The sequence below is a fragment of the Azonexus sp. IMCC34839 genome, assembly GCF_047047955.1.
Classification (GTDB): Bacteria; Pseudomonadota; Gammaproteobacteria; order Burkholderiales; family Rhodocyclaceae; genus Azonexus.
The window spans coordinates 1,101,467-1,126,140 of the sequence record NZ_CP150631.1 but is presented as its reverse complement, the minus strand read 5'-3'; the positions used below and the strand labels follow the sequence as shown (position 1 = coordinate 1,126,140).

Below are 24,674 nucleotides of genomic sequence, written 5' to 3'. Positions count from 1 at the left end.
GTGGAGTCACACATGAGCATAATCGAAGTCCAAGTTCCCCAGCTGTCCGAGTCCGTTGCCGAAGGCACCCTCGCATCCTGGAAAAAGAAGATCGGCGAAGCCGTTGCTCGCGACGAAGTCCTGATCGACATCGAAACTGACAAGGTCGTTCTGGAAGTTCCGGCCCCGGCCGCTGGCGTTCTGGTTGAAATCATCAAGGGCGATGGCGAAACCGTCGTTTCCGGCGAGCTGATCGCCAAGATCGATACCGCCGCTCAGGCTGCCGCCGCTGCTCCGGCTGCCGAAGCACCGAAGGCTGCTGCCCCGGCCGCCGCTCCGGCTCCGGCCGCCGCTGCTCCGGCTGGCACCGCCAGCCCGGCTGCTCGCAAGATCCTCGACGAAAAGGGCATGTCTGCCGCTGACGTCGCCGGTTCCGGCCGTGGCGGTCGCGTCACCAAGGAAGACGCCGTTGCCGCTGCTCCGAAGGCCATCCCGGCTTCGCCGGCTGCTGCCGCTGCGCCGTCCGTTTCCGTGCCGGCTTCGGGCGTGGCCCTGGGCGAACGCACCGAACAGCGCGTGCCGATGACCCGTCTGCGTGCCCGTATCGCCGAGCGCCTGCTGCAATCCCAGCAGACCAACGCCATCCTGACCACGTTCAACGAAGTGAACATGGCCCCGGTCATGGCCCTGCGCAAGCAATACGGCGAGAAGTTCGAGAAGACCCACGGCGTTCGCCTGGGCTTCATGGGCTTCTTCGTCAAGGCCGCTTGTGCCGCCCTGCAGAAGTTCCCGATCCTGAACGCTTCGGTCGACGGTAACGACATCGTCTATCACGGCTACATCGACATCGGTATCGCCGTCGGTTCGCCGCGCGGCCTGGTGGTGCCCATCCTGCGCAACGCCGACCAGATGACCATCGCCGAAATCGAGAAGAAGATTGCCGAATTCGGCGCCAAGGCCAAGGATGGCAAGCTGTCCATCGAAGAACTCTCCGGTGGCACCTTCTCCATCTCCAACGGCGGTATCTTCGGCTCGATGATGTCGACCCCGATCATCAACCCGCCGCAGTCCGCGATCCTCGGCATCCATGCCACCAAGGACCGCGCCGTGGTCGAGAATGGTCAGATCGTCGTTCGTCCGATGAACTACCTCGCCATGTCCTACGATCACCGCATCATCGACGGCCGCGAAGCCGTCCTCGGTCTGGTGACCATGAAGGAAGCGCTGGAAGATCCGTCCCGCCTGCTGCTCGGCGTCTAATCGACGTTTGCCGGCGCCAGTTCCCTGCACAAGGGCGCTGGCGCCTTTGCACATCTGAATACTGAAAGGTTTACACATGTCCAAGCAATTTGACGTGCTCGTCATCGGTGGCGGCCCCGGCGGTTACATCGCAGCCATTCGCGCTTCCCAACTCGGTTTCTCGGCTGCCTGTGCCGAATCCAATCCCTACGCCGACCCGAAGGGCGAGCCGCGTCTTGGCGGCACCTGCCTGAACGTTGGCTGCATCCCGTCCAAGGCCCTGCTGCACACCTCGCACCTGTTCGAAGAAGCCAACCACAGCTTCGAAGCCCAGGGCATCAAGGTCGGCAAGGCCACCATCGACGTGCCGACCATGAAGGCGCGCAAGGATGGCGTGGTCAATCAGCTGACCGGCGGCATCAAGATGCTGCTGAAGAAGAACAAGGTCACTTTCCTGCCGGGGCACGGTTCCTTCGTCGGCAAGGAAGGCGATTACTGGAAGGTCAAGGTTGGCGCCGAGGAAGTGCTGGCCAAGCAGGTCATCGTCGCCACCGGCTCCAAGGCCCGTCACCTGCCGAACGTTGCGGTCGACCAGAAGATCGTCATGGACAACGAAGGTGCCCTGAACCAGGAATCCGTGCCGAAGAAGCTGGCCATCATCGGCGCGGGCGTCATCGGTCTGGAAATGGGTTCGGTCTGGCGTCGCGTCGGTGCCGAAGTCACCATCCTCGAAGCCATGCCTGACTTCCTGGCGGCGGCTGACGTCGATGTCGCCAAGGAAGCCCAGAAGCTGTTCACCAAGCAAGGTCTGAACATCCAGATGGGCGTCAAGATCGGCGACATCAAGACGAGCAAGAAGGGCGTCTCGATCGCTTACGAAGACAAGGACGGCAAGGCCCAGAAGTTGGATGCCGACCGCCTGATCGTCTCCATCGGTCGTATCCCGAACACCGACGGCCTGAATGCCGAAGGCGTTGGCCTCAAGCTCGATGCCCGCGGCTTCGTTGAAGTCGATGGCCACTGCCAGACCAACCTGCCGGGCGTCTGGGCGATTGGCGACGTGGTGCGCGGCCCGATGCTGGCCCACAAGGCTCACGAAGAAGGCGTCATGGTTGCCGAGCTGATGGCTGGCCAGGCCGGTCACTGCAACTTCGACACCATTCCCTGGGTCATCTACACCTCGCCGGAAATCGCCTGGGTCGGCAAGACCGAGCAAGCGCTCAAGGCCGAAGGCGTTGAATACAAGGTCGGCAAGGTGCCGTTCCTGGCCAACGGCCGTGCCCTGGGCATGGGCGATCCGTCCGGCTTCGTCAAGATGCTGGCCTGCAAGAAGACCGACCGCATCCTCGGCGTGCACATCATCGGCGCCAACGCTTCCGAAATCATCGCCGAAGCCGTTGTTGCGATGGAGTTCGGTGGTGCTTCCGAAGACCTGGCCCGCATCTGCCACGCTCACCCGACTCTGTCGGAAACCGTGCATGAAGCCGCGCTGGCCTGCGACAAGCGCACGCTGAACTTCTAATCCGGTTCCAAGCGTTCAAGAAAAGCGGTTGTGGCGACACAACCGCTTTTTTCATTGGTGACGCAGCCCATGGTTTTTGCCCATTTTGGCCAGTGCACCGCAGCAGTGAGCAAAAACGCCGGCGAACTTACGTCGCGCCCGTTTGTTTGCGAAAATACGTCCTTCCAAGAACGATAGATTCCCAAAATGCCCCACAAGAAACTCAAGGTCGCCGAGAACGGTATGCTCGAGGCCTATCACGCGCTGCTGGCCGAACGCGGCTACGTGGCGGACGAAGCGCAGATGCGCGCGGCCAACGCGCTGCAGGCTCTCTATACCAATCTCCTGTCGTTCAAGGTCGACCGGGGCAGCACCTTCAAGCGCCTGTTGTCGCCGCCCAAGCCGCCGAAGGGCGTGTATTTCTGGGGCGGCGTCGGGCGTGGCAAGAGCTTCCTGATGGATTGCTTCTACGCTTCCGTTCCTTATCGCCGCAAGAAGCGCCTGCACTTCCACGCCTTCATGCAGCAGATTCACCGCGACCTCGACAAGTACAAGGGCGAATCCGACCCGATGCTCAAGGTCGCCGAGCAGGTGGCGCAGGAAGTGCGGCTGCTCTGCTTCGACGAATTCCACGTGTCCGACATCGCTGACGCGATGATCCTCGGCCGCCTGATGGATGGGCTGTTCGCCAAGGGCGTCATCATCGTGATGACCTCGAACTACCCGCCCTCCATGCTCTACCCGAACGGTCTGCACCGCGAGAGCTTCCTGCCGACCATCGCTTTGATCGAGAAGAACCTCGATGTCTTCGAGGTCGAGGCCGGTATCGATTACCGCCTGCGTGCGCTGGAACAGGTCGAGATCTACCACTACCCATCAGACGACGCGGCCGAGAAGAAGATGCTCGAATACTTCAAGATGGTCGCCGGCGAAGAGGGCAAGAAGGGCGGCAAGATCGAAGTGCTCGGGCGCGATATCGACACCGTGCGCCGCGGCAACGGCGTCATCTGGTTCGACTTCCGCACCCTGTGCGGCGGGCCACGTTCGCAGAACGATTACCTCGAAATCTCGCGCAGCTATCACACCGTGCTGCTGTCGCACATTCCCAAGATGACCGTGCATCAAGCCTCCGAAGCCCGCCGCTTTACCTGGCTGGTCGATGTCTTCTACGACCACAAGGTCAAGCTGATTGCCACCGCCGATTGCGCGGCCGACGATCTCTACACCGAAGGCACGCAGGCCAGCGAGTTCAAGCGCACGGTCAGCCGCCTGACCGAGATGAACTCGAAGGAATACCTGGCCCTGCCGCACATTCCTTCCGAATGACGGTTCGGGTGCCGGCGATGGAAATCCAGTATCGAGATGATGCCGAGATCACCGTCGAGGCGGCTATCGACCTGTACCGTCGTTCAACGCTTGGCGAGCGCCGGCCGGTGGATCGGCCGGATCGCTTCGCCGAGATGCTGAAGCATGCCAACCTGACCATTTCGGCCTGGCACGGCGGGCGTCTGGTCGGCATTGCCCGGTCGCTCAGCGACTTTGCCTATGTGGCGTATCTGGCCGATCTGGCGGTCGATGCCGAGTACCAGCGGCAAGGCATCGGCAAGCAGTTGATTCGAGAAACCCAACGCCGGGTTTGGCCGGAAAGTATGATCATCCTCATGGCTGCGCCCAAGGCAAACGATTACTATCCAAAGCTCGGTTTTGAGAACAACCCGCGCGGCTGGATATTGCGGGGCAGCTGAAACCCACCCTCAACCACCCGCACGCTAGGGAGGCCCCATGAAAATTGCCCTGAAATGGCTGTGCACCGCAGCAGTCGCCCTCTGGGTGCTGACCGTCGGTGCGCAGCAGATGGAAATCATCGAGCTGCGCAGCAAGACGGTCGATGAAGTGCTGCCCACGCTGCTGCCGCTGGTCGAGCCGGGCGGCACGCTGACTGGCATGAACAACCAGCTCTTCCTCAAGGCCTCGCCGCGCAACCGCTCCGAAATCAAGCGGGCGCTGGCCGCCATCGATACGCCGTCGCGCCGGCTGATCATCCGTATTTCCCAGAACCGCGAGTCGGAAGAGGGCGCACGCGGTGCCCAAGGCAGCGGCTCGGTCACCCTGGGCAGTACCAGCCGCGCCAACGTGCAGGCGCGCGTCTGGGATACGCGCAGCGTGCGCAGCGAGAGCGGCTCGCAGATGGTACAGACGGTCGAAGGCGGGCGCGCTTTTATCCAAGTAGGTCGTTCGCTCGCCGTGCCCATGCGCCAGACCATCATCGGGCCGGGCGGTGCGATGATCAACGAAGGCGTCATCTACCGCGACATCGGCAGCGGCTTCTACGCCACCCCACGCGTCAATGGCCAGCGCGTGACGCTGGAAATTTCCCAGCAGGCCGAGAGCTTCGACCGCGGCTACGGGCCGGGTTCGGTCAGCTCGCAGCGTCTGCAAACCACGGTATCCGGCCGCCTCGGCGAATGGATCGAACTGGGCGGCACCGGCAAACAGGCCGCCGGCCAGCAGGGCGGCGCCTTCAGCGTCGGCACCAGCGATGTCAAAGACAACCGTTCCATCTGGCTCATGGTCGAGGAGGCCGAATGACCGAAGAAATCATCCGCAAGCCCCGCCACATCGGGCACAAGATTGCCCTCGTCTGTGCTGGGCTTTGCGCCGCCATGATGGTACCCGCCGCCGGCACCTTCTTCTGGTTCCTCGCTACGCGCGGCATGGCCGACACCTGGACGCCCAGCATGGCTGCAATCGTCGCCTTTTTCGGCTGCTGCGCCGGCGTCCTCTACTCTACCAGCGTGCCGCAGCCGAAGTTACCGGCGATGGATGAGAGCGACCTGCAATACTGATTTGTCAGTCATTGAACGGAATACCGCCTAATCCACCACTGCTGCGGTGTACTGCATGGAAAGGGAAAAAGGCGTGAAGATCGCAACAAGCTGTCCTCAGGCTATTTCCCTGCGCCGGCCGAGTGCCTGTCTAGCTGGTGTTTTCCCGTACCGACTTCCGGCCCTTGAAAAGAAAAACGAGCATCGCCAGGCTGGCCCATGAGCAGCCTGGAGGGTGCCATGATGCCCCCCAACAAGCGCTTTCGTTTCTTCTTTTGTGAAGCGCCTGGGGCTAAAGCGTTTGCCCGTTTTCTGCCCGCAGGATTTGCCCGGTGATCGAAGGCGAAATCAAAAGCATATAGATTGATTCAGCGATATCTTCAGGGGTCGAAATGCGTTGAAGCGGGAGGGCGCCAGACAGTTTGCGCATCTTTTCTTCATAGCCTGACCACCACCGTGTATCGACAGCGCCGGGGGCAATACAGTTCACCCGTACTTCCGGAGCGAGAGCTCGCGCCAAGGATTTGGTCATGCCGTGTACGGCAGCTTTGGAAACGGCATAGGGCAAGGACGAGCCATAACCTGTCTCACCTGCGATGCTACCCACATTGACTATGGCACTTCCACGTTGCTGGCGGAGGATGGGTGCTGCGGCCTGGCAGCAATTGAACGTGCCTTTGAGGTTGACCGAGAGCAGTTCGTCCCATATCTCATCGGTGACAAGATCCAGTTCATCGAAAGGCAACTGCCTTGTGATGGCGGCGTTATTGACGAGGTAATTCAGCTTGCCCCATCGCGCCACGACGCTGTCAATCATGGCCGATACCGCCGTTCTGTCGGAGACATCGGCCCTGATGCCGAAAGCGTCTCGACCCTGGGCCTGGATTAGACCGACCGTCTCATCGGCTTGCTTGGCACTTTGAGAATAGACCACCGCGACAGCGCATCCTTCTCTCGCCAGTTTGAGGCTCACCGCTCGTCCAATGCCGGTTCCGCCCCCGGTAACGATTGCGATTTTGCTTGGTTGCGTCATTTTTATCTCCTGATTTTTCATCTTGAAGCGATTACTTTTCGAATGGTGAGCCGTTCTTTTTTCGGAACTCCCAGCGGCCATCCATCGATACGGCTTGCAGGTCGTCGTCGGGGTAGCTGACTTCATCCCCCGGTGTTCGATCACCGATTTCCAGGTAAATGACGTCGCTGCTCGTGAGATTCAGCAACTGATGCGCATTGCCGCTAGCGGCGCGGAATCCAGCGCACATGCCAGGCGACAGCAGGGTATCGCCTTCGTCGGTGCGTAAGGTTGGCGTTCCCTCGAGGACGAAGACGAATTCCTCCTGTTTGGAGTGACAGTGCCGGAGTGCTGATACCGCTCCCGGTGCCAGTGTCGTCAAATTGACGCCAAAGTTGCTGATGCCGAATAGGGAACCCAGGGGGCGTTTTGTGCGACCGAGCATGCGCCGCGCGAATTCTTCGGGATAATTCGAGGGAGTCGTCCGTGTCGGTGCGGTATACGCATTGACGGCGAGGTTTTGAAGTTCGTTCATGCTTGAGCCTTTCTGTCATTAAAAGAATGAATCATCCAGTCCGTACGATGGTATCCGCTCGAATTGCGGCCATCATCCTCAAAGGGACGGAGGTCTTTGGTGCCTCTGTCCACGAACTTGTCCGTGCAACCGGATTCGATCTTGCGTTGATTGACGATGTCGATGCGCGGATTCCGCTCGACATGGAGAACGCCTTGTGGAACATGGCGGCGGAATTGTCCAATGACGATTGCTTTGGACTTCACGTTGCCGAATTGATTCGCCCCGGCATGTTCGACGTGCTTGATTACGTGGTACGCACGGCGCCAACCCTTCTCGTCGCAGTACAACGTCTGGCCCGCTATAACCGTTTGATGCATGACGTGGCCGAGTTCTCGCTGACAGAGCGCCCCGATGGTGTTCAGATCGAACATTTCTTTCGTACCCCCCTGCAGATGCCCTGCAGACATGCCTCGGATTTCACCATGGCCGCCCTGCTGACCATTGCCGAGCAGATGTCCGGAAAGCCTCCAGAAGTTCTGGCCGCAGGCTTCATCCATGCAGCTCCTGCCAACACTGCCGAATTTCGCCGGATATTCGGCGTGACACCCACGTTCGGGACGTTGACCAATTCGCTTCTATTCCGGAGCGGGTCACTCTCGGCTACTGTTCCCGATGCGGATCCGGCGTTGTCAAGAATCGTTACCAGCCATGCCGACCGACTGTTGGAGGGGATGCAAAGCACTGACCTGGATTCGTTGACCAGGCGGGTCAGCCATTTGATTCTGGAGCATTTGTCGAATGGCAAAGTCAGCCTTGCACTCGTCGCAAGCAAGCTTTGTCTTAGCGAACGCAGTCTGCAAAGGGGATTGAGCGAGGAGGGAACCTCGTTCAATGCCTTGTACGAAGCACTCCGGCTGAAAGCTGCCCGCGATTTCATTGCCGATCAACGCCTTGCGCTGGGAGAGGTGGCATATCTGCTCGGTTTTTCAGAACCAAGCGCTTTCCATCGTGCCTTCAAACGCTGGACTGGCCAGACGCCCATGGCGGCACGCCAGAGCCTGCAGGTCCAGGATCGGGGCAAATAGTGGCGATGGCTGATCGAGAACGCAATGCCGCCCGTTCCGGCGGCTTCGATCAGCAGAATGGCTTTCCGTTCCAGACGATAGGTCTGGTTTGCAGAGAGAAAATGGTCCTCCCTGGAATTGCTGACGGTCAGCCATAGCAAGCCCTCGCAAGCCTTGATGCATGTTCCGGCCTGCGCTTCGATCCGGTGGATTTGTCCCGGCCCCAGCCGTATTTCTTGACAGACACCTGCCTGGGCGTTCATCTCTGTCCTTTCAGGCGATCAAGGAATGTCGCCAACTCGCCCGCTACCAGATCAGGCAGTTCAACATGAGGGTAATGACCCGCGCCCTGAACGATGGCGACTTGCCCCTTCGTCTTTCCGGAAAGCCATGCGGCCTCCCCCATTGGGTCGCGGAAATCGGGATCGCGACTCCCCATGATGACCAAGACCGGAACCGGAATTTTTCCGACGATGGATTCGGTGTCTGCCTTGGAGAGGGCGACCATCTGGCGCAAGGCATTCATTCGTCCTTCTTCGCGCAGATTGGCCACCAGACGTTCGCGGTAAGCCGCATGATCACTCGGTTTGTTCAGTGTGAACAGGCTGTCCCAGTAAGTCGTCCAGAAACCGACTCGCCAAGGGCCGGCCAGGCCCAGATACACGATCCCCTTGATCAGGGGGGACGAAGGAATATCACGCAGGATCGGGCCAATCATGGCGACTCCAAGGATGGCTTCAGGGCGTTGCCGGGCCGCCCAGAGTCCAGCACCGGCTGCAAATGAGTTTCCGACGATGAAGGCGGTGTCTGTTCCCAATTGGTCCATCACCGCCAACGCATCCTCCGCGGTCGCCTTCGCGGAGTAATCGGACCATTGGACGGAAGAATCGCCGTGGCCGCGGATATCCATGGTGATCACACGATAACCGGCATGGATCAACCTCGGACGCAAAAAGCGGTACTGTCCGCGCAAGTCACCCATGCCGGGAATGGCGATGACCACCGGCCCGTTGCCACCACTGTCGTCATAAGCGATGCGTCCAGGGTTGCGCTCGACATAATGGGTGGTTTCGGCGGATGCATACGCATTGGCCGGGTTCGCATGGATGGTGAGTGCGCAACCCAGAACGATGGTTTGCAGGATATTCATCGGGTGTACTCCAGATTGATCGGCTGTCGTGTCTGTAAGCAAGAAGACGGCTGGGAGTCTGATGTAACTTTGCCGGAAGGGCAGTGACTGACACCGACAGCTTATTGACCGATCCCGCCAGTCTTTTCCAGATGCGGGTGGCCGAAAGGCCATCCGTTTGCCGCCATGGTCGGCGTCCACCCAATGAATTCGTAGGCAGCAACGCCTGCCTGCCTGAAGGGATCTTCGGAAACCCAAGTGAGCACCTCGTCTGCCGAGGCTGCCCTGGCCAGAATGATGCCGCCAGTGCGCGGCTCTTTCCGACCGGAAATCAGGAAGTGTCCCGCGTCATAGTGCTTTTTGAGAAACGCTCGGTGGGCATCCATGTATTCATCCACCTCGGCCAGGGGGCGCAGATAGGACAGAACAATCAGATACAACATGTCGCTCTCCCTCATTCAAGGACGCAGCAGGATTGAACCGCTGGTCTCTCCGGCTTCCAGTCGGCGCTGTGCCTCGCCGGCCTGTGTCAAAGGCAGCACCTGGCCAATGTTTGCTTTCAAGCCGTTCCGTAATTGCTCGAACGTCGCCAGCACGCCCTCGCGGTAGCGCGACAGATCGGACATGAAGCGGAATACCCCGGGCCGGGCCAGGGCAATGGAGCGCCCTGGTCCGAGCAGGGCCAAATCGATTGGACCGGCATCGCCAGCAACCTGGCCGACGCTGGCCACCATGCCATAAGGTCTAACAGTGTCCAGGGTCTGCAGCAGGGTTTGACCGCCAATGCCATCAATTGCGTAATCAACGCCTCGCCCATCGGTCAGCCTATGAACGGCTCGCACAAAATCTTCTTTGCGGTAAAGAATCGCTTCGTCCAGGCCCTGTTCCTTGGCCATGGTTGCCTTGGCCGCTGAGCCAACGGTGCCGATTACCCGAGCGCCACGGGATTTGGCCCATTGCACCAGCACCAGGCCGAGACCACCGGCGGCAGCATGCACCAGTACGGTGTCACCGGCCTTGAGCGGGTAGACATGCGAGTACAGCATGTGTGTCGTAATGCCGCGCAAAAGCAGGCTGGCGACGGTGTCGTCCGGAATGTCGTCAGGTATTGGCAGCGCCCGCTCGGCCGGAAGATTGCGTGCAGTGGCGTAGCTTCCGGCTGGCGGTCCGGCGTAGGCTACGCGCTGCCCCGGCAACAACGATTCGACGCCCGGACCGATCGCTTCAACGACGCCAGTTGCTTCAACCCCCAGCACAGCGGGGAGTGCCGGCAGCGCATAGAGGCCTGTGCGGTGATAGATGTCGACGAAGTTAACGCCGATTGCGGTATGCCGAATGCGGATTTGTCCTTCCGGCGGGGGCGGCAGGATTGCCTCTCTGATAAAGAGACTGGATGCATCGCCATATTGATTGATGATGACTTGGGATACCGACTGAGCTGTTTGCCCGGCGATTGAGGATATGGACATGCTGTTCTCCTGAGTGTGATCTTGCGAGGGCAGGTTACATTGAGCAAAATCACACAACAATTCCAAAAAGTTAGGCATTCGATGTGCAAAAAAACACAGTAAGCAACGCTGCCGGGAAACACTCTCTGCATTGGGACGATGTCCGCTACTTTCTTGAGCTGGCGAGAGTGGGGAGCCTGTCGGGGGCTGCCCGCAAACTGGGGGTGGAGCATTCGACGGTGGCCCGCCGGGTCGAGGCCTTGGAGCAGGCATTGGACATCCGCCTGTTTGATCGCTTGCCCAAAGGCTGGTCATTGACGCATGAGGGAGAAACGCTGGTTGATCAGGCCCTGCGCTTGGAACATGAGGCGCAGACGTTTTCACGGGTTGCCTTGGGGGTATCTTCTCTTCACGGAACCGTGCGTGTTTCCGCCCCTCCTGTCATGGCTGGGTACTTTCTGGTGCCGAGACTGGCTGGCGTGCGTGCTCAGTGGATAAACATCGAGCTGGAAATCATCGGCGAGTCGCGTGATGCAAATCTGGCGCGTGGAGAAGCCGATCTGGCCATTCGGATGTCCCGGCCAACGGCGCCGGGGCTGGTTGCGCGATGTATTGGCGAGATGGGCTATGGCCTTTATGCCGCCCTTGGCTATGCAGACCGTGCAGAAAGCGAATGGGAATTTCTGGGGTATGACGACAGCCTGGTTCAGGTGCCGCAACAGCAGTGGTTGCAAAAGATTGCCGGTGGACGCCGTTTCGTTTTCCGGAGCAATGATCTGTCTGCACTGATGAATGCGGCGCGCGTCGGGCTTGGCGTCACCGTCCTGCCGCATTTTCTGGCAGCTGAAGATGCACGATTGACGCTGTTGTCCGACCCGGTGTGCCCGATCAGCAGGCACATCTGGTTGGTGATGCACCCGGACGTCAAACGCTCGCCAAGGGTGCGTCTTGTTGCCGATTTATTGGTCAACATCGTTGCTGAGGCTCAGGCCCTGCTATCGGGTGAAAGAAAGCGGCCGAGTCAGGCTCGATAATTCGGGGGTGTTAGCCGGATGCCCTTCCTAATTTGCCGAGGGCGTGCAGAGACCAGGCGGATCCGTGGCATTCCATAATGAATTGCGAGACGGTCAAGCGGATATTTTGCTTTGTTGAGTGACCCGTGTTTTGCGGGGGGCGATCGATAGAGGGGTTTGCCCTTGACAGGGTGGGCTGAGTCTCGCCGTTGGTTTTTGCAAAAGAAAACGGAGCCCGATGGGCTCCGTTTTCCAGTCATGTCGGCATCGTCGTGACAATGCAAGGCCGAGGGATCAGGCGGCGTTCAGCGCTTGATCGAGGTCAGCGATGATGTCGTCGACGTGCTCGATGCCGACCGACAGACGGATCATGTCTTCGGTAACGCCGGCCTTGGCCAGTTCTTCCGGCGACAGCTGGCGGTGCGTGGTCGAGGCCGGGTGGCAGGCCAGCGTCTTGCAGTCGCCGATGTTGACCAGGCGGGTGACCAGCTTCAGTGCGTCCTGGAATTTGCCGCCGCCTTCACGGCCGCCCTTGACGCCGAAGTTGAGGATGCCGGAGGCGCGGCCGCCCATGTATTTCTGGACCAGCGCGTGGTCCTTGTGGTCGGGCAGGCCGGCGTAGTTGACCCAGCTGCACTTCGGATGGTTTTGCAGGAACTGGGCGATCTTCAGCGAGTTTTCGCAGATGCGGTCCATGCGCAGGGCCAGGGTTTCGATGCCTTGCAGGATCAGGAAGGCGTTGAACGGGCTGATCGCTGCGCCCATGTTGCGCAGCGGCACGACGCGGGCGCGGCCGATGTAGGCGGCGGGGCCGAGGGCTTCGGTGTAGACCACGCCGTGGTAGGAGACGTCCGGCTCGTTCAGGCGCTTGAACTTGGCCTTGTGCTCGGCCCACGGGAATTTGCCGCTATCGACGATGATGCCACCGATGGAGTTGCCGTGGCCGCCGAGGTATTTAGTCAGCGCGTGCACGACGATGTCGGCGCCGTGCTCGAAGGGGCGGCACAGGTAGGGCGAGGGCACGGTGTTGTCGACGATGACCGGCACGCCATGCTTGTGGGCGATTTCAGCCAGCTTTTCGAAGTCGGTGATGTTGCCGAGCGGGTTGCCGACGGATTCGCAGAACACGGCCTTGGTCTTGGCGTCGATCAGCTTCTCGAAGGCGGCCGGGTCGCGGTAGTCGGCGAAACGCACATCGATGCCGTATTGCGGCAGCGTGTGGGCGAAGAGGTTGTAGGTGCCGCCGTACAGCGTGCTGGAGGTGACGATGTTGTCGCCGGCTTCGGCGATGGTCTGGATGGCGGCGGTGATGGCGGCCATGCCCGAGGCCATGCACAGGGCGGCGATGCCGCCTTCCATCTCGGCGACACGCTTTTCCAGCACGTCCTGCGTCGGGTTCATGATGCGGGTGTAGATGTTGCCGGCAACCTTCAGGTCGAACAGGTCGGCCCCGTGCTGGGTGCTGTCGAAGGCGTACGAGGTCGTCTGGTAGATGGGGACAGCAACGGCCTTGGTGGTCGGGTCGGGCGAGTAGCCGCCGTGGACGGCAATGGTTTCGATCTTCATGCGCGTGTCTCTCTTTTGTTGTCGGTAAAAGAAAAAAGTCTACAGGAGCTGCGGGATATTAGCCATGGCAAGCGCGTATGACTAATCACATCGGCATCTAAGCTTATACGCGACCTCGCCGGTCAGGTCGTGTCGTCCGATTCCTCGGCCGGGCGGCGGGCGGCCTTGAGCAGGAAACGGCCGGGGTCGCAGGCATCGACCAGGTCGATTTCCAGCGGTAGCGGTTCGCCTTCGATACGCGACACCAGCAGGTCGGCCATCAGCGCCGACCAGACGATGCCGCGCGCGCCAAAGCCCTGCACGCACCACAGGCCGGGTTGGCGGGGCAGGGCGTGCTGGCGGGTGTTGGGCGTGGCGGCGACGACATCCGGCACCGGGCCGACCATGGGCAGGCGGTCCGGCGACATCGGGCGGAAACCGACGCGGCCACCCAGCGTGGCGACGTCAAGTTCCGGCGCAAAACCGGGCAGGCTGAGGTTCAGGCGGGCGAGGTTTTCGCGGTGGTCGATCTCGCGCAACGATCGATCGGTGTCGCCGGCTTGCAGCGTGGCACCGATCAGGCGCAGGCCATCGACTTCGGGCATGGCGTAGCCGAGTTTGCAAACAACGTGCGGCAGTGGCGGAGTGGCTGTGGCTGGCAGGTGAGTGACCTGGCCGCGGGCGGCTTTTTGCGGCAGCCAGGCGAATTGCTCGAAACCGGGAGCGGCAGCGCCGCTGGCCATGACGACGACCGGCGCTTCGGCGAGGACGGTGCCGTCGGCGGCGAGTGCTTGCCAAGTGTCTGCCGTGTCACTGGTTTCGGTTTTTGCCCTTTTCAGGCAGTGCACCGCAGCAGCGTACTGGATGGCGATGCGCTCGGGAAAAGCGGCCAGCGCAGCGCGGCAGACCGAGGGCGGTTGCACCCAGCCGCCGTTCGGGAACCACCAGCCGCCGGTGTCGACCGGCCAGCCGAGCATTTCCGTTGCAGTGTCGCGGTCGACGAATTGCATGACGTCGTCCGGTAGGCCGAGCGCTTCGATGGTACGTTTCTGCTGTGCTTCATGGATTGGTTCGCGGCCGAGATGGAGCACGCCGCAGGCCGACCAGCGGGCGTCTGGCAGGGAGCCGAGCAGGGCGCGGGTGGCCAGGTAGCCGGCGCGGGTCAGGCGCGACAGCCGGTTGTCGTCGGCGCTGGGCAGCGGACGCAGCACGCCGGCCAGGTTGCTGGAGGCGCCGGTGGCGGGGCCGTCGGCCGCTTCGAGGACCGTGACCTGCCAGCCGGCGGCGGCCAGGGCGTAGGCGCTGGTGCTGCCGGCGATGCCGGCGCCGATCACGATGGCGCGGCGCTTGACTGGCGGGGTGTGGCGGTTGGGGCGGCGCGAGCGGAAGCGGCCGCTCAGCATCTGGCGCTTGCCGGCGAAACCGGGGCGTTTTTCCAGGTCGAACTCGGCTGCCTGCAAGGCTTCGCGCACATGGCCGGCGACCGACCAGGTGGCCAGCGTGGCGCCGGGCGCGGCGAGGCGAGCGAGCGACTTGCACAGCTCGGGCGTCCACAGCTCCGGATTTTTGGCCGGCGAAAAGCCGTCGAGGTAAAAGGCATCGACCGAAGCATCGATGGTACGCAGTTGCTTCGTGGCGTCGCCGAAGATCAGGGTCAGGATGACGCGATGGTTGTCGAGGTGCAGGCGATGTACGCCTGGCGTCAGCGGCGGCCAGTGGGCTTGCAGTTCGGCGGCGAGGTCGGCGAATTCCGGCCAGGCACGCTGGGCGATGGCGAGGTCGGTAGCCGAGAAGGGGTGCTTCTCGAAGGAGACGAAATGCAGGCGCTGGCAGCGTTGCGGATCGTCGCGCCAGGCGCGCCAGGTGGCGAGAAAGTTGAGGCCCAGGCCGAAGCCGGTTTCGAGGATGACGAGGCGGTGTTGGCCTTGCCAGCGCTGCGGCAAATCGTTGCCGGCGAGGAAAACGTGCTGCGCCTGCTGCGGGCCGCCGTGGGCGGAGTGATAGACGTCGCCGAAACTGGCCGACCAGGGCGTGCCGTCGTCGGCGAATTCGAGGTGGGCGGGGACGAGCTTTTCCACCGCCGATCAGTGCAGCAGGCCGTGTTTTTCCGGGCCGCCAGTGAGCGGCGGGACAGGTGTTTCGGCCGCCGGGGCAGTGCTGCCGTAATCGAGGGTCAGGTCCCATTGCGCCTTGTCGACAGCGGCGCGCAGCATGGCGCACAGGGCTTGCAGCAGGCCGGCGTCGAGCACCAGGTTGAAGCTGCGCTCGCGGCCCTCGCGGAAGGTCAGGTGGATGGCGCCATCGCTGTGTTTGGTTAGCTGGCACTCGCTGGAGAGCAGTGGCGTCGCGCCAAGCGGGAAGATCGAGTCGGCGTCGCGGAAAGGCTCATCGAAGGTGGTGTTGGCTGAGCTGTCGGCAGCCTCCGGATTGCTGTCCATGGCTGGAATGACCAGCGGCGCGGCGACCATGTCGACGAGGCGCGGCCACAGCTTGCGCAGGAAGCGGCGGGTCAGGAAGATGCGGAATTCCTCGTTGGCCTGCGTGGCAACGCGCAGGATCAGGCGATCCTGCACGCTGTCATGGGCGACCTGTATCTGGCGCAGTTGCATTACTTCAATCCGTTGAGCACGTCGACAAGAATGATGATGCGCCGGATTCCCTTGCGTGACCAGCGCTGGAACAGGCCGGCGAAGGCTGCCAAACGATTCATCAAGGGCAGGCCGCGGCGGATGATGGCCTTGATCTCGTCGTTGGGATTGGCGGCAAAATAACAGTCGAGCAATTGCGGCAGCAATTGGCGCGATTCGTTCTCGACGATGGGGCCGGCCAGCGAGATGGAATTCAGGAAGAGCACGAGGTCGGCGGCCTGTACTGCGGTGGACGGCAGGAATTCGCCAAAATTCTCTTCGAAGTCGATGCGATAGCTCAGGCCATCCTGCATCGTGATGTTCTTGATCTGGGCGCCGCCATGCCAGAACCCGGAGCGGTGGAATTCGCCGAGCTCGGTTGCCAGGCGCGGCAACTCGCGCCGCCATTCCTCGGCCGTCCATTTCTCCAGCAGCGTGGCAACCACGGTGCCGCAGAATTCCAGTACGAAGAATTCCGGCGTCACCAAGGCCACGCGTGGTACGCGCATGCCCGCCGCCGCCATCGATTTCAGCCGATTGGCCTCGTACTCCATGCTGCCCGCCGCTTCCGACAGCGCCAGCGTGCGCAAGGGCAACGGCTGCCCGGTCAGGTGCTTGACCACCCAGCGCATGAACAGCGTCTGGATCAGCTTGCGTGGCTTGGCCGCCAGCTTCTTGACGACGTAGCGCTGGCCCTCGTGCTCGAAAACCAGCGCCCGGCTATGGTGGGTCGCCAGTCGGGCACGGGCAGCGGCTTCGAGGGATTGCAGGTTTTCGGTCACAAGGAAATTAATTGGGTACGCGCCAGGGAAAACGCCTGGATTCCCGCTTTCGCGGGAATGACGCATTCTGAATAGTCACGGCCGATGGTCGAGCGAGCGCTGGCGAGACAAGGCGCGGCGGGCTGCCGCATAGCAGCGCTATGCAAAGCTCGCCGCAACGCCGTATCGCCAAGCGCAGCCGACCATCCTCATTCGGGGCGCATTTGGGGGAAGAGGATCACATCGCGGATCGCCGGGCTGTCGGTCAGCAACATGATCAGGCGATCGATGCCGATGCCGCAGCCACCGGTCGGCGGCAGGCCGTATTCGAGCGCACGGATGAAATCGGCGTCGTAATACATTGCCTCTTCGTCGCCGGCATCCTTGGCCTTGGCTTGCTCCTGGAAGCGGGCGGCTTGGTCTTCGGCGTCGTTCAGCTCGGAGAAGCCGTTGGCGATTTCGCGACCGACGATGAAGAGCTCGAAACGCTCGGTGATTTCCGGGTTGGTGTCGGAAGCACGGGCCAGCGGCGAGACTTCGACCGGGTAGTCGATGATGAAGGTCGGCTCCCAGCACTTGGCTTCGGCACAGGCTTCGAACAATTGCAGCTGCAGGCTGCCGAGGCCGCCCGGCTTGACCTTCTCGCCGAAGGCGACGATCTTGGCCTTGAGGAACTCGGCGTCGGCCAGTTGCTCGTTGGTGAAGTCCGGCTGTTCGCGCTGGATGGCCTGGATGATGGTCAGGCGATGGAAGGGCTTGGACAGATCCAGCACGCGGCCCTGGTATTCGAACACTTCCTTGCCCAGCGCTTCACGGGCGGCCTGGCGGATCAGGCCTTCGGTGAAGTCCATCAGCGTATGGTAGTTCGCATACGCCTCGTAGAACTCCATCATGGTGAATTCCGGATTGTGGCGCGGGCTCAAGCCTTCGTTGCGGAAGTTGCGGTTGATCTCGAAGACTTTCTCGAAACCGCCGACGACCAGACGCTTCAGGTAGAGCTCCGGGGCGATGCGCAGGAACTGCTGCATGTCGAGCGCGTTGTGGTGCGTGACGAAGGGCTTGGCCGCGGCGCCGCCGGGGATCGGGTGCATCATCGGCGTCTCGACTTCCATGAAGCCATGGCCGGTCATGTAATTGCGGATCGCGGCAACGATGCCGGAGCGGGCGCGGAAGGTGGCGCGCGTTTCCTCGTTCATGATCAGGTCGACGTAACGCTGGCGATACTTCATTTCCTGATCGGCGAGGCCGTGGAACTTGTCCGGCAGCGGGCGGATCGACTTGGTCAGCAGGCGCACTTCGGCGGCCTGGATGGTCAGCTCGCCGGTCTTGGTCTTCATCAGGGTGCCGACGACGCCGAGGATGTCGCCCAGGTCCCAGCCCTTAAAGGCGGCATAGGATTCCTCGCCGACCTTGTCGCGGGCGACATACACCTGGATGCGGCCGGAAACGTCCTGCAGCGTGGCGAAGGAGGCCTTGCCCATGACGCGCTTGAGCATCATGCGGCCGGCGACCTTGACTTCGACCGGCATTCCTTCGAGTTCCTCGGTCGATTTCTCACCGTAGCCTTCGTGCAGCTTCTGCGCAGTGTTCTCGCGCTGGAAGTCGTTGGGGAAGGCTTGACCGGTCTTGCGCCATTCGGCAAGCTTCGCCCGACGTTCGGCGATGATGTGGTTTTCGTCTTGCTGGATGGGCTGTTCGGCGTTCGACATGAAAAAAATCCTTGAAAAACAGTGCGCGAGCCGATGGCTAGCTTAAAACGTGTTATTTTCGCCGATTACCCCCGGTCGGAACAAGGGCGCCGCCGCTTAGAGCGCATAGAAAGCCACTGATTCGTGTCGGGAAGCGCAGCAGGTGCAGGGAGTACAGCTTGAATATTCTATTGGTCGATTCCTCCCCGATTTACCGGGAGATACTGCAGCAATACCTCAGCCACTTTCCCGGCGTGCAGGTGCTGTTGGCTCGTTCCCGGCAGGAAGCGACAGCACTCATCGCGGCGACCAAGTTCGATTTTTTCGTCGTCGCCGGCCAATTGCCGGATAGCGATGGCGTCTCCTTTTCGCGTGAGTTGCGCCAACAGGGGCATGCCCGCGTCGAACCGGTTGTCCTGCTGACGGCAACGCCGAGCGCCGAATTGGCGACGGCGGCGACGCAGGCTGGCGTCACCGAATTGTTCCGCAAGCAGGATATCGACGAATTGCTGCGCTTCATGCGCCACTACGTCGAGCTGATGCAGCCCATGCGTTGCCGCATTCTTTATATCGAGGATGCGCGCGACCAGCGATTGGTCCTCGAGGAATTGTTACGCTCCTGGGGGGCGACCGTCGATGCCTTCGCCATGGCTGACGAAGCCTGGCAGTCCTTCGCCGAAAACGATTACGACCTCGTGCTGTGCGACGTGGTGTTGGGCGGTCGCATGACCGGGCCGCGCCTGATCAACCGTATCCGCCGCCTGCCGCTACCGAAGGGTGGCGTGCCCATTCTGGCCGTGACCGCCTTCGACAACCCCGGACGGCGCATCGAGTTGTTCCAGTTGGGTGTCGACGATTACGTACAAAAACCGATCCTCGATGAGGAGTTGCGGGCGCGCATCCACAACCTTCTGGTGCGCAAGCGTGCCGTCGAACGCAGCGAAATGCTGCTTTCGGCGACTGCTCTCGGTGTTGCGATTGTTGACCGAGAAGGGGGCGTCGAAACGCTTGACGACAACGCACGGGCGATGTTCGGGGTGGAGGCGTGCGACTGCGTCCAGCAGGCCCCGACGCTTGGGCTGCTTGCTGAGAAGCTGACCGATTGTGCGCCGAGTGTCTTGGCAATGCTCTTGCAGGGGCAGAGCGTTCAACGTCAGCGTTGCCAGGGCAGGCGCAAGAGCGGCGAAACTTTCCCCATAGAATTGACCGGCCTTGAAATCGAGTCGGGGGCGAACGGCCAGCGCTTTGCACTGCTTGTCCGCGATATCAGCGAAGAACAACAGCTGGCTACCCACTTGCTTCGTGCCAAGGATGCGGCGGAGCGGGCGGAACGCATGAAGGGCGAGTTCCTGGCCAACATGAGCCACGAGATTCGCACGCCGCTCAACGCCATCCTCGGTATTGCCCATCTGCTCAAATACGATGCCCTGAGCGACGAGCAGAAAACCAGCGTCGATCATATCGAAGCGGCTGGTCAGCACCTGTTGGCGCTGATTTCCGACATTCTCGATCTGTCCAAGATCGAGGCCGGTCGCATGGAGCTGGAATCGGTTCCGCTATCGATCGAAGAAACCGTTCTTGAAGTCGTCAGCATGGTCGAGCCGCAGTTGGCAGCCAAGGGTGTCGAACTCAAGGTCGAGGCCAGTGACGTGCCCGCCATCGTCTATGGCGATCCGCTGCGTTTGCGTCAGGCCTTGCTTAACTACGCCTCGAATGCCGTCAAATTTACCGAGTTGGGTAGCGTAACGCTGCGCACGCGCGTTCTCGAAGATGCCGGCGATACCGTGTTGCTGCGCTTCGAGGTCGAGGATACCGGTATCGGTATTCCGCCGGAGGCGCTGGATACGATTTTTTCGGCTTTCCGTCAGGCCGATAATTCGACCACCCGGCGCTATGGCGGTACCGGCCTTGGCTTGGCCATCACGCAGGAATTGGCCGAAGCGATGGGCGGTGAGGTCGGCGTATCGAGCCGACAAGGGATAGGCAGTGTTTTCTGGCTGACGGCGCGCCTGAAATGTGGCACCGAGCGACGCGCTGTCGGCCGTCCTGTCATTGGCGAGTTGCCGCCGGAGGAGACGTTGCGCGAGCGTTTCCGTGGCGTAAAGGTACTGCTGGTCGAGGACGAAGTGGTCAACCGCATGGTCGCCGGCAACATCATCGGCCGGCTCGGCTTTGCGGTCGATGTGGCGGAAAACGGCGAAGTTGCGCTCGAAATGGTGCGCGAGAACGACTACGACGTCGTGCTGATGGACATGCTGATGCCGAACATGGACGGTGTCGAAGCGACGCGGTGTATCCGTCAGATGGAGGGGCGGGCGGGTTTGCCCATCATCGCGCTGACGGCCAATGCCTTTGCCGAGGAAAAGCGGCGCTGCCTCGATGCCGGCATGAACGGTTTCGTCAGCAAGCCCTTCCATCCGCAGACGCTGTACAGCACGATGCTGCAGTGCCTGGAGCGGGCCTCGATCGTGAAGGGCGCCGCTCAATCGTAATGCACGGCCAGCCAGATCGTGATCTGGCCAGCCGGCGTCCACTCGACGCGATGGCGGCAATGCGGGGGAATATCGACGTAATCGCCGGCACGCAGGTGGCGGGCTTCGGCTTCGTCCGCGAAGCGCAGTTTTGCCTCGCCTTGCACCACCAAGACCCATTCGCCTTGCGGCTGGTCGTACCAGAAATCGGGCGGGCTGCTTTGCCCGGTCGACACGATGCGCTCGATGCGCAGGCCGGGGCGCTGCAAAATTTCGCGAAATTGCTCGTCCACCGCAGCAGTGGCCGGCAATTCCGCGAACAGGTTGGGCATTACACGCCCTGCTTCAGGCTGGCCTGAATGAAGTCGTCCAGGTCGCCATCGAGCACGGCCTGGGTGTTGCCGACTTCATAGTTGGTGCGCAGATCCTTGATGCGGCTCTGGTCGAGCACATAGGAGCGGATCTGGTGGCCCCAGCCGATGTCTGACTTGGCGTCTTCCAGCTTCTGCTGCTCGGCCTGTTGCTTGCGCAGCTCGTGTTCGTACAGACGGGCACGCAGCATGGACCAGGCTTCGTCACGGTTGCGGTGCTGCGAACGGTCGTTCTGGCACTGCACGACGATCCCCGTCGGCACGTGGGTGAGACGCACGGCGGAGTCGGTCTTGTTGATGTGCTGACCGCCGGCGCCGGAAGCGCGGAAGGTGTCGGTGCGCACGTCGGCCGGGTTGATGTCGATCTCGATCGAGTCATCGACTTCCGGATACACGAAGACCGAGGTGAAGCTGGTGTGGCGGCGGGCGTTCGAGTCGAACGGCGACTTGCGCACCAGGCGGTGGATGCCGGTTTCGGTACGCAGGGTGCCGTAGGCGTAGTCGCCGGAGAACTTGACGGTGGCGCTCTTGATGCCGGCCACGTCGCCTTCGGATTCTTCCATGACCTCGACCGAGAACCCCTTGCGTTCGCCGTACTTCAGGTACATGCGCAGCAGCATGGAAGCCCAGTCCTGTGCCTCGGTACCACCGGCGCCCGCCTGGATTTCCAGGAAGCAGGGGTTCGGGTCCTGTGGGTTGCTGAACATGCGGCGGAATTCGAGGTTGGCGACCTTCTTTTCCAGTTCCTCGTTGTCGGCAGCCACGGCGAGCAGCGTGTCGTCGTCGCCGTCTTCCTTGCCCATGTCAAAGAGTTCGCGGCCGTCGTTGATGCCGGCGTCGACGGCTTCGAGCACCAGCACGACGTCTTCCAGGGATTTCTTTTCGCGGCCCAGTTCCTGGGCGCGTTTCGGATCGTCCCAAATCTTGGGATCTTCCATCTCCTTGTTGAGGAGGGTCAGACGCTCACGTTTGTGATCGTAGTCAAAGATACCTCCGAAGCTCGGCGGCGCGCTGCGCCAGATCGTCGAGCTTGTTGGAGATGCTATTGAGCTGTTCGGCTTCCATTGTTATATCAACCGGTTAATTGCAAACCGCGGATTATACAACGCGGCTGCCGTCCATTTTGGGGCGATGTTCCTGCACCGTGATGGTGCGAAATAATCGTTTCCGGGCTTTGACATTGTGTCGCATGCTTCCTGTTTAACTGTGAATCTCTTTTAAAACATCGGCTTGTTGAGTCTGGCAACGATCTTGCTATCGCTGAGTAAAACACGATAACGGGATCGAACGATGACCGAGAATGCTGCCCAACAGCCCCCAGAGAGTGCAGCCGGCGCCAGTCTGCTGGCCGGCCCGGCCTTGCTGCACATGATTCTTGTCTGCCTGGCCGCTACGGCGCTTGGCTATGCCATCGCCGCGGCCAACGGGCTGTTCATCGCCCTGGCGGCGGTGGCCGTGCTGGCCGTGCTGGCCTCCGGCTTCAGCCTGTTTCGTGCCTGCGACGCCTGGTTGGGAGAATTGCTCGCCTTCAGCCAGGCGGTGCGCAAGGGCGATCTGCACCGCCGCATGAAAACCTCCGGCAGCCGCCTGGCGCCGCTCGGCGAATACATGAACAGCATGCTGCGTTCGCTGGTCGAGGTGGTCAAAGCCTTCGACCGCTCGTCGCAGGAATTGAACAGCGTCGCCCACGAAACCACGGCCAATGCCGAGGGCGGCGACGAAGGCGTGCGTCAGCAGCGTGACCTGACGGTATCTTCGGCCGCCTCGCTCGAAGAGCTGACGGTCAGCCTGCGTCTGGCCAGCGAACAGGCCGGCGAAGCGGCCCAGGTTGCAGAAGAAACCATGAGCGTGACCGGTCACGGGGCTGAGAAGGTCGGCACCCTGGCTGCCACCGTTTCCAACCTGGCGGCCACGGTCGCCGCTTCGGCGCGTACGGCTGGCGAACTCGGCGAGCAGTCGCAGGAAATCGGTCAGATCGTCGGCGTCATCAAGGACATTGCCGGGCAGACCAACCTGCTGGCGCTCAACGCGGCCATCGAAGCGGCGCGGGCCGGCGAACAGGGGCGTGGCTTCGCCGTGGTCGCCGATGAGGTGCGCAAGCTGGCCGAGCGCAGCGCCGTGGCGGCCGGTGAAATTGGCGAACTGATCGGGCGCATCCAGCTGCAGATTGAACAGATGGCGGCGACCATGCAGGCCAGCAATGCCCGGGCCGCCGAGAGCGCGGCCGAGGGCGAGGCGGCGGCGACGACCCTGCACGAAGTGGCCGGCAAGTCGCAGCGCACGCTGGTTTTGGTGCGCGACATCGCTGCGGCCAGCGCCGAGCAGAGCGAAGCGGCGCAGAACATCGCGCGCGACATCGAGCATCTGGCGCAGCTGGCCGACCGCAACGAAATCCTGGTCCGCGACAGCAGCGAGTTGTCCCGCTACGTCGACCAACTGGCCGTGCAGCTGGCCGACCTGATCAAAACCTACCAATACGAGTGAGCATCATGAGCGACCTGATCTATTGGCTAATCGGTGCCGTGTTGGCGGCAGTCCTGACGCCCTTTGTCTGGAAGGCGCTGCGTGCGGCCGGCCGTCGGCCGCAGGCCAGCCTGCCGGAAGTGCTGGCCGCCAGCCGGGTGCTCTTCGAGCTGGTGGTCAACCTGCAGCAGCATCGCGGCATGAGCAGCGCCTGGCTCTCCGGCGATGCCTCCTTTGCACCGCGCCTGCGCGAGAAACAGGCGGTCATCGACACCCTGCTGCCGGCCTTGCAACGCGATGCCCGCGGCGAGACCGCACGCCATGCGCCATGTTTTACCGGCAACGACGTTTCCTTGTTCATCTTCCGCTGGCGCAGCCTGGTCGACGCACTGCCCGGCAAGACACCGGAACAGAGCATCGCCGAGCACAGCCAGCTGATCTCGCAGTTGCTCAACTGGCTGGCCGCCGTCGGCGAGGCCCGCCTGGAGCCGCTGCTCGACCGCGCCGATCAGGTCGGCACCGTGCGCAATTTTGCCTACCGCCTGCCGGCGCTGGCCGAGTGCCTGGGGCAGATGCGCGCCATCGGCAGCAGCGTCGCGGCGCGCAAGGCCTGTTCGCCGGTTGCGCGCGTTCGCCTGATGTTCCTGGTCAGCAAGGTCGAAGGCCTGCTCGAACAGGCGCTGCGGGCGAGCAATGCGGGGCAGTCGTCGCCGCGTGCGCGCTCGGCCATCATTGAACTGATCGGCCTGGTACGCAGCAGCATCCTGGCTGGCGACGGGATCAAGGTGTCGCCCGAGCAGTATTTCGGTGTGGCGACCCGAGCGGTCGATGGCGTGGTAGCCTGGGTCGGCGAGAGCGGCCAGGCGCTGGAGCGGGTGTCGCCGCAGGCACCCGGCGGCATGACCCTGTTACTGGGTTAATCAGCCTTGCCTCACCCAGAAATGCCGTCGGCGCCCGAGCGGGGCGGTGAAATATTTACCTTGTTTCGAATGAGGGCTGTCGGCTGCGTGCCGAGGCCCGG

General features: G+C 61.9%; 23 protein-coding genes and 1 pseudogene. 11 read left to right on the top strand and 13 right to left on the bottom strand.

What is annotated here, in order from left to right; translation table 11 throughout:
• Window positions 1-12 precede the first annotated feature (12 nt).
• The 6 genes from odhB to WIF35_RS05600 all read left to right on the top strand — a co-directional run bounded on the left by odhB (window position 13) and on the right by WIF35_RS05600 (window position 5,565).
• Window positions 13-1,239, top strand: coding sequence for a 2-oxoglutarate dehydrogenase complex dihydrolipoyllysine-residue succinyltransferase (gene odhB, locus WIF35_RS05625; protein WP_412480579.1), 1,227 nt, complete (start codon window positions 13-15; stop codon window positions 1,237-1,239).
• A gap of 76 nt (window positions 1,240-1,315) precedes the next feature.
• The gene (gene lpdA, locus WIF35_RS05620; RefSeq protein ID WP_412480578.1) at window positions 1,316-2,740 is read left to right on the top strand and encodes a dihydrolipoyl dehydrogenase; all 1,425 of its coding nucleotides are present in this window, start codon (window positions 1,316-1,318) and stop codon (window positions 2,738-2,740) included.
• Between the two features lie 186 nt (window positions 2,741-2,926).
• On the top strand, window positions 2,927-4,045 hold the full coding sequence (zapE, locus tag WIF35_RS05615) for a cell division protein ZapE (protein WP_412480577.1): 1,119 nt from the start codon (window positions 2,927-2,929) through the stop codon (window positions 4,043-4,045).
• Window positions 4,042-4,464, top strand: a complete 423-nt coding sequence (locus WIF35_RS05610) for a GNAT family N-acetyltransferase (protein WP_412480576.1) — start codon at window positions 4,042-4,044, stop codon at window positions 4,462-4,464. Before zapE ends, WIF35_RS05610 begins: the two co-directional genes overlap by 4 nt.
• A 37-nt stretch (window positions 4,465-4,501) precedes the next feature.
• A complete protein-coding gene (locus tag WIF35_RS05605) occupies window positions 4,502-5,308 on the top strand; it encodes a hypothetical protein (protein ID WP_412480575.1) in 807 nt (268 codons plus the stop codon).
• Complete coding sequence (locus WIF35_RS05600) at window positions 5,305-5,565, top strand: hypothetical protein (RefSeq protein WP_412480574.1); 261 nt, start codon at window positions 5,305-5,307, stop codon at window positions 5,563-5,565. The genes WIF35_RS05605 and WIF35_RS05600 overlap by 4 nt, the downstream gene beginning before the upstream one ends.
• Window positions 5,566-5,836: 271 nt before the next feature.
• Here the strand turns inward: WIF35_RS05600 and WIF35_RS05595 are convergent, their stop codons facing one another.
• Together WIF35_RS05595 and WIF35_RS05590 are read right to left on the bottom strand one after the other, a co-directional pair.
• Complete coding sequence (locus tag WIF35_RS05595) at window positions 5,837-6,577, bottom strand: SDR family NAD(P)-dependent oxidoreductase (protein ID WP_412480573.1); 741 nt, start codon at window positions 6,575-6,577, stop codon at window positions 5,837-5,839.
• Window positions 6,578-6,608: 31 nt separating this feature from the next.
• On the bottom strand, window positions 6,609-7,091 hold the full coding sequence (locus WIF35_RS05590) for a cupin domain-containing protein (RefSeq protein ID WP_412480572.1): 483 nt from the start codon (window positions 7,089-7,091) through the stop codon (window positions 6,609-6,611).
• A gap of 2 nt (window positions 7,092-7,093) precedes the next feature.
• Here WIF35_RS05590 and WIF35_RS05585 point away from each other — a divergent pair, with 2 nt between their 5' ends.
• A complete protein-coding gene (locus tag WIF35_RS05585) occupies window positions 7,094-8,158 on the top strand; it encodes an AraC family transcriptional regulator (protein ID WP_412480571.1) in 1,065 nt (354 codons plus the stop codon).
• Window positions 8,159-8,256: 98 nt separating this feature from the next.
• Here WIF35_RS05585 and WIF35_RS05580 read toward each other — a convergent pair.
• From WIF35_RS05580 to WIF35_RS05565, 4 genes and pseudogenes are all read right to left on the bottom strand, one after another.
• A pseudogene (locus WIF35_RS05580) lies at window positions 8,257-8,400 on the bottom strand (DUF2917 domain-containing protein); the annotation flags it as partial.
• Window positions 8,397-9,287, bottom strand: a complete 891-nt coding sequence (locus tag WIF35_RS05575) for an alpha/beta fold hydrolase (protein ID WP_412480570.1) — start codon at window positions 9,285-9,287, stop codon at window positions 8,397-8,399. The pseudogene WIF35_RS05580 and the gene WIF35_RS05575, both read right to left, overlap by 4 nt.
• A gap of 101 nt (window positions 9,288-9,388) precedes the next feature.
• A complete protein-coding gene (locus tag WIF35_RS05570) occupies window positions 9,389-9,709 on the bottom strand; it encodes a YciI family protein (RefSeq protein ID WP_412480569.1) in 321 nt (106 codons plus the stop codon).
• Window positions 9,710-9,724: 15 nt separating this feature from the next.
• The gene (locus WIF35_RS05565) at window positions 9,725-10,735 is read right to left on the bottom strand and encodes a quinone oxidoreductase family protein (protein WP_412480568.1); all 1,011 of its coding nucleotides are present in this window, start codon (window positions 10,733-10,735) and stop codon (window positions 9,725-9,727) included.
• 83 nt (window positions 10,736-10,818) lie between these two features.
• Between WIF35_RS05565 and WIF35_RS05560 the strand changes: the two genes are divergently transcribed.
• Window positions 10,819-11,748: a LysR family transcriptional regulator gene (locus tag WIF35_RS05560; protein WP_412480567.1), complete on the top strand. Its 930-nt coding sequence runs from the start codon at window positions 10,819-10,821 to the stop codon at window positions 11,746-11,748.
• Between the two features lie 273 nt (window positions 11,749-12,021).
• Here the strand turns inward: WIF35_RS05560 and WIF35_RS05555 are convergent, their stop codons facing one another.
• The 5 genes from WIF35_RS05555 to lysS all read right to left on the bottom strand — a co-directional run bounded on the left by WIF35_RS05555 (window position 12,022) and on the right by lysS (window position 18,369).
• Window positions 12,022-13,293, bottom strand: coding sequence for a bifunctional O-acetylhomoserine aminocarboxypropyltransferase/cysteine synthase (locus WIF35_RS05555; RefSeq protein ID WP_412480566.1), 1,272 nt, complete (start codon window positions 13,291-13,293; stop codon window positions 12,022-12,024).
• A gap of 122 nt (window positions 13,294-13,415) precedes the next feature.
• Complete coding sequence (gene mnmC, locus WIF35_RS05550) at window positions 13,416-15,350, bottom strand: bifunctional tRNA (5-methylaminomethyl-2-thiouridine)(34)-methyltransferase MnmD/FAD-dependent 5-carboxymethylaminomethyl-2-thiouridine(34) oxidoreductase MnmC (protein WP_412480565.1); 1,935 nt, start codon at window positions 15,348-15,350, stop codon at window positions 13,416-13,418.
• A 6-nt stretch (window positions 15,351-15,356) separates the two neighbouring features.
• The gene (locus WIF35_RS05545; protein WP_412480564.1) at window positions 15,357-15,881 is read right to left on the bottom strand and encodes a hypothetical protein; all 525 of its coding nucleotides are present in this window, start codon (window positions 15,879-15,881) and stop codon (window positions 15,357-15,359) included.
• Window positions 15,881-16,681 (bottom strand): hypothetical protein, encoded by an 801-nt coding sequence (locus WIF35_RS05540; RefSeq protein WP_412480563.1) that lies wholly within the window; start codon window positions 16,679-16,681, stop codon window positions 15,881-15,883. Before WIF35_RS05540 ends, WIF35_RS05545 begins: the two co-directional genes overlap by 1 nt.
• 188 nt (window positions 16,682-16,869) lie before the next feature.
• Window positions 16,870-18,369 carry a lysine--tRNA ligase gene (lysS, locus tag WIF35_RS05535; protein WP_412480562.1) on the bottom strand — a complete coding sequence of 500 codons (1,500 nt, stop codon included), beginning with the start codon at window positions 18,367-18,369 and terminating at the stop codon, window positions 16,870-16,872.
• A 158-nt stretch (window positions 18,370-18,527) separates the two neighbouring features.
• Between lysS and WIF35_RS05530 the strand changes: the two genes are divergently transcribed.
• Entirely contained in the window at window positions 18,528-20,840 is a 2,313-nt protein-coding gene (locus WIF35_RS05530) for a response regulator (protein WP_412480561.1), read from the top strand.
• Here WIF35_RS05530 and WIF35_RS05525 read toward each other — a convergent pair.
• The gene (locus WIF35_RS05525; protein ID WP_412480560.1) at window positions 20,831-21,151 is read right to left on the bottom strand and encodes a cupin domain-containing protein; all 321 of its coding nucleotides are present in this window, start codon (window positions 21,149-21,151) and stop codon (window positions 20,831-20,833) included. The two genes, WIF35_RS05530 and WIF35_RS05525, sit on opposite strands and share 10 nt — an antisense overlap.
• Window positions 21,151-22,255, bottom strand: a protein-coding gene (prfB, locus tag WIF35_RS05520; protein WP_412480559.1) for a peptide chain release factor 2 whose coding sequence is annotated in 2 segments (ribosomal slippage) — window positions 21,151-22,173 and window positions 22,175-22,255 — 1,104 coding nt in all. Because the reading frame shifts where the segments join, the coding sequence is not laid out codon by codon here. The genes WIF35_RS05525 and prfB overlap by 1 nt, the downstream gene beginning before the upstream one ends.
• Window positions 22,256-22,480: 225 nt before the next feature.
• Between prfB and WIF35_RS05515 the strand changes: the two genes are divergently transcribed.
• Both WIF35_RS05515 and WIF35_RS05510 read left to right on the top strand, forming a co-directional pair.
• On the top strand, window positions 22,481-23,674 hold the full coding sequence (locus WIF35_RS05515; protein ID WP_412480558.1) for a methyl-accepting chemotaxis protein: 1,194 nt from the start codon (window positions 22,481-22,483) through the stop codon (window positions 23,672-23,674).
• A gap of 5 nt (window positions 23,675-23,679) precedes the next feature.
• Entirely contained in the window at window positions 23,680-24,573 is an 894-nt protein-coding gene (locus tag WIF35_RS05510; protein WP_412480557.1) for a nitrate- and nitrite sensing domain-containing protein, read from the top strand.
• The last annotated feature ends 101 nt before the right edge of the window (window positions 24,574-24,674 follow it).

Bases quoted from the DNA above. Each gene is read 5' to 3' on its own strand.
- WIF35_RS05570 (WP_412480569.1), bottom strand. From the start codon at position 9,709: ATGTTGTATCTGATTGTTCTGTCCTATCTGCGCCCCCTGGCCGAGGTG.
- WIF35_RS05555 (WP_412480566.1), bottom strand. From the start codon at position 13,293: ATGAAGATCGAAACCATTGCCGTCCACGGCGGCTACTCGCCCGACCCG.
- lysS (WP_412480562.1), bottom strand. From the start codon at position 18,369: ATGTCGAACGCCGAACAGCCCATCCAGCAAGACGAAAACCACATCATC.
- WIF35_RS05610 (WP_412480576.1), top strand. From the start codon at position 4,042: ATGACGGTTCGGGTGCCGGCGATGGAAATCCAGTATCGAGATGATGCC.
- lpdA (WP_412480578.1), top strand. From the start codon at position 1,316: ATGTCCAAGCAATTTGACGTGCTCGTCATCGGTGGCGGCCCCGGCGGT.
- WIF35_RS05515 (WP_412480558.1), top strand. From the start codon at position 22,481: ATGACCGAGAATGCTGCCCAACAGCCCCCAGAGAGTGCAGCCGGCGCC.
- WIF35_RS05565 (WP_412480568.1), bottom strand. From the start codon at position 10,735: ATGTCCATATCCTCAATCGCCGGGCAAACAGCTCAGTCGGTATCCCAA.
- WIF35_RS05510 (WP_412480557.1), top strand. From the start codon at position 23,680: ATGAGCGACCTGATCTATTGGCTAATCGGTGCCGTGTTGGCGGCAGTC.
- WIF35_RS05595 (WP_412480573.1), bottom strand. From the start codon at position 6,577: ATGACGCAACCAAGCAAAATCGCAATCGTTACCGGGGGCGGAACCGGC.
- zapE (WP_412480577.1), top strand. From the start codon at position 2,927: ATGCCCCACAAGAAACTCAAGGTCGCCGAGAACGGTATGCTCGAGGCC.
- WIF35_RS05575 (WP_412480570.1), bottom strand. From the start codon at position 9,287: ATGAATATCCTGCAAACCATCGTTCTGGGTTGCGCACTCACCATCCAT.
- WIF35_RS05605 (WP_412480575.1), top strand. From the start codon at position 4,502: ATGAAAATTGCCCTGAAATGGCTGTGCACCGCAGCAGTCGCCCTCTGG.
- WIF35_RS05545 (WP_412480564.1), bottom strand. From the start codon at position 15,881: ATGCAACTGCGCCAGATACAGGTCGCCCATGACAGCGTGCAGGATCGC.
- WIF35_RS05600 (WP_412480574.1), top strand. From the start codon at position 5,305: ATGACCGAAGAAATCATCCGCAAGCCCCGCCACATCGGGCACAAGATT.
- WIF35_RS05590 (WP_412480572.1), bottom strand. From the start codon at position 7,091: ATGAACGAACTTCAAAACCTCGCCGTCAATGCGTATACCGCACCGACA.
- WIF35_RS05525 (WP_412480560.1), bottom strand. From the start codon at position 21,151: ATGCCCAACCTGTTCGCGGAATTGCCGGCCACTGCTGCGGTGGACGAG.
- odhB (WP_412480579.1), top strand. From the start codon at position 13: ATGAGCATAATCGAAGTCCAAGTTCCCCAGCTGTCCGAGTCCGTTGCC.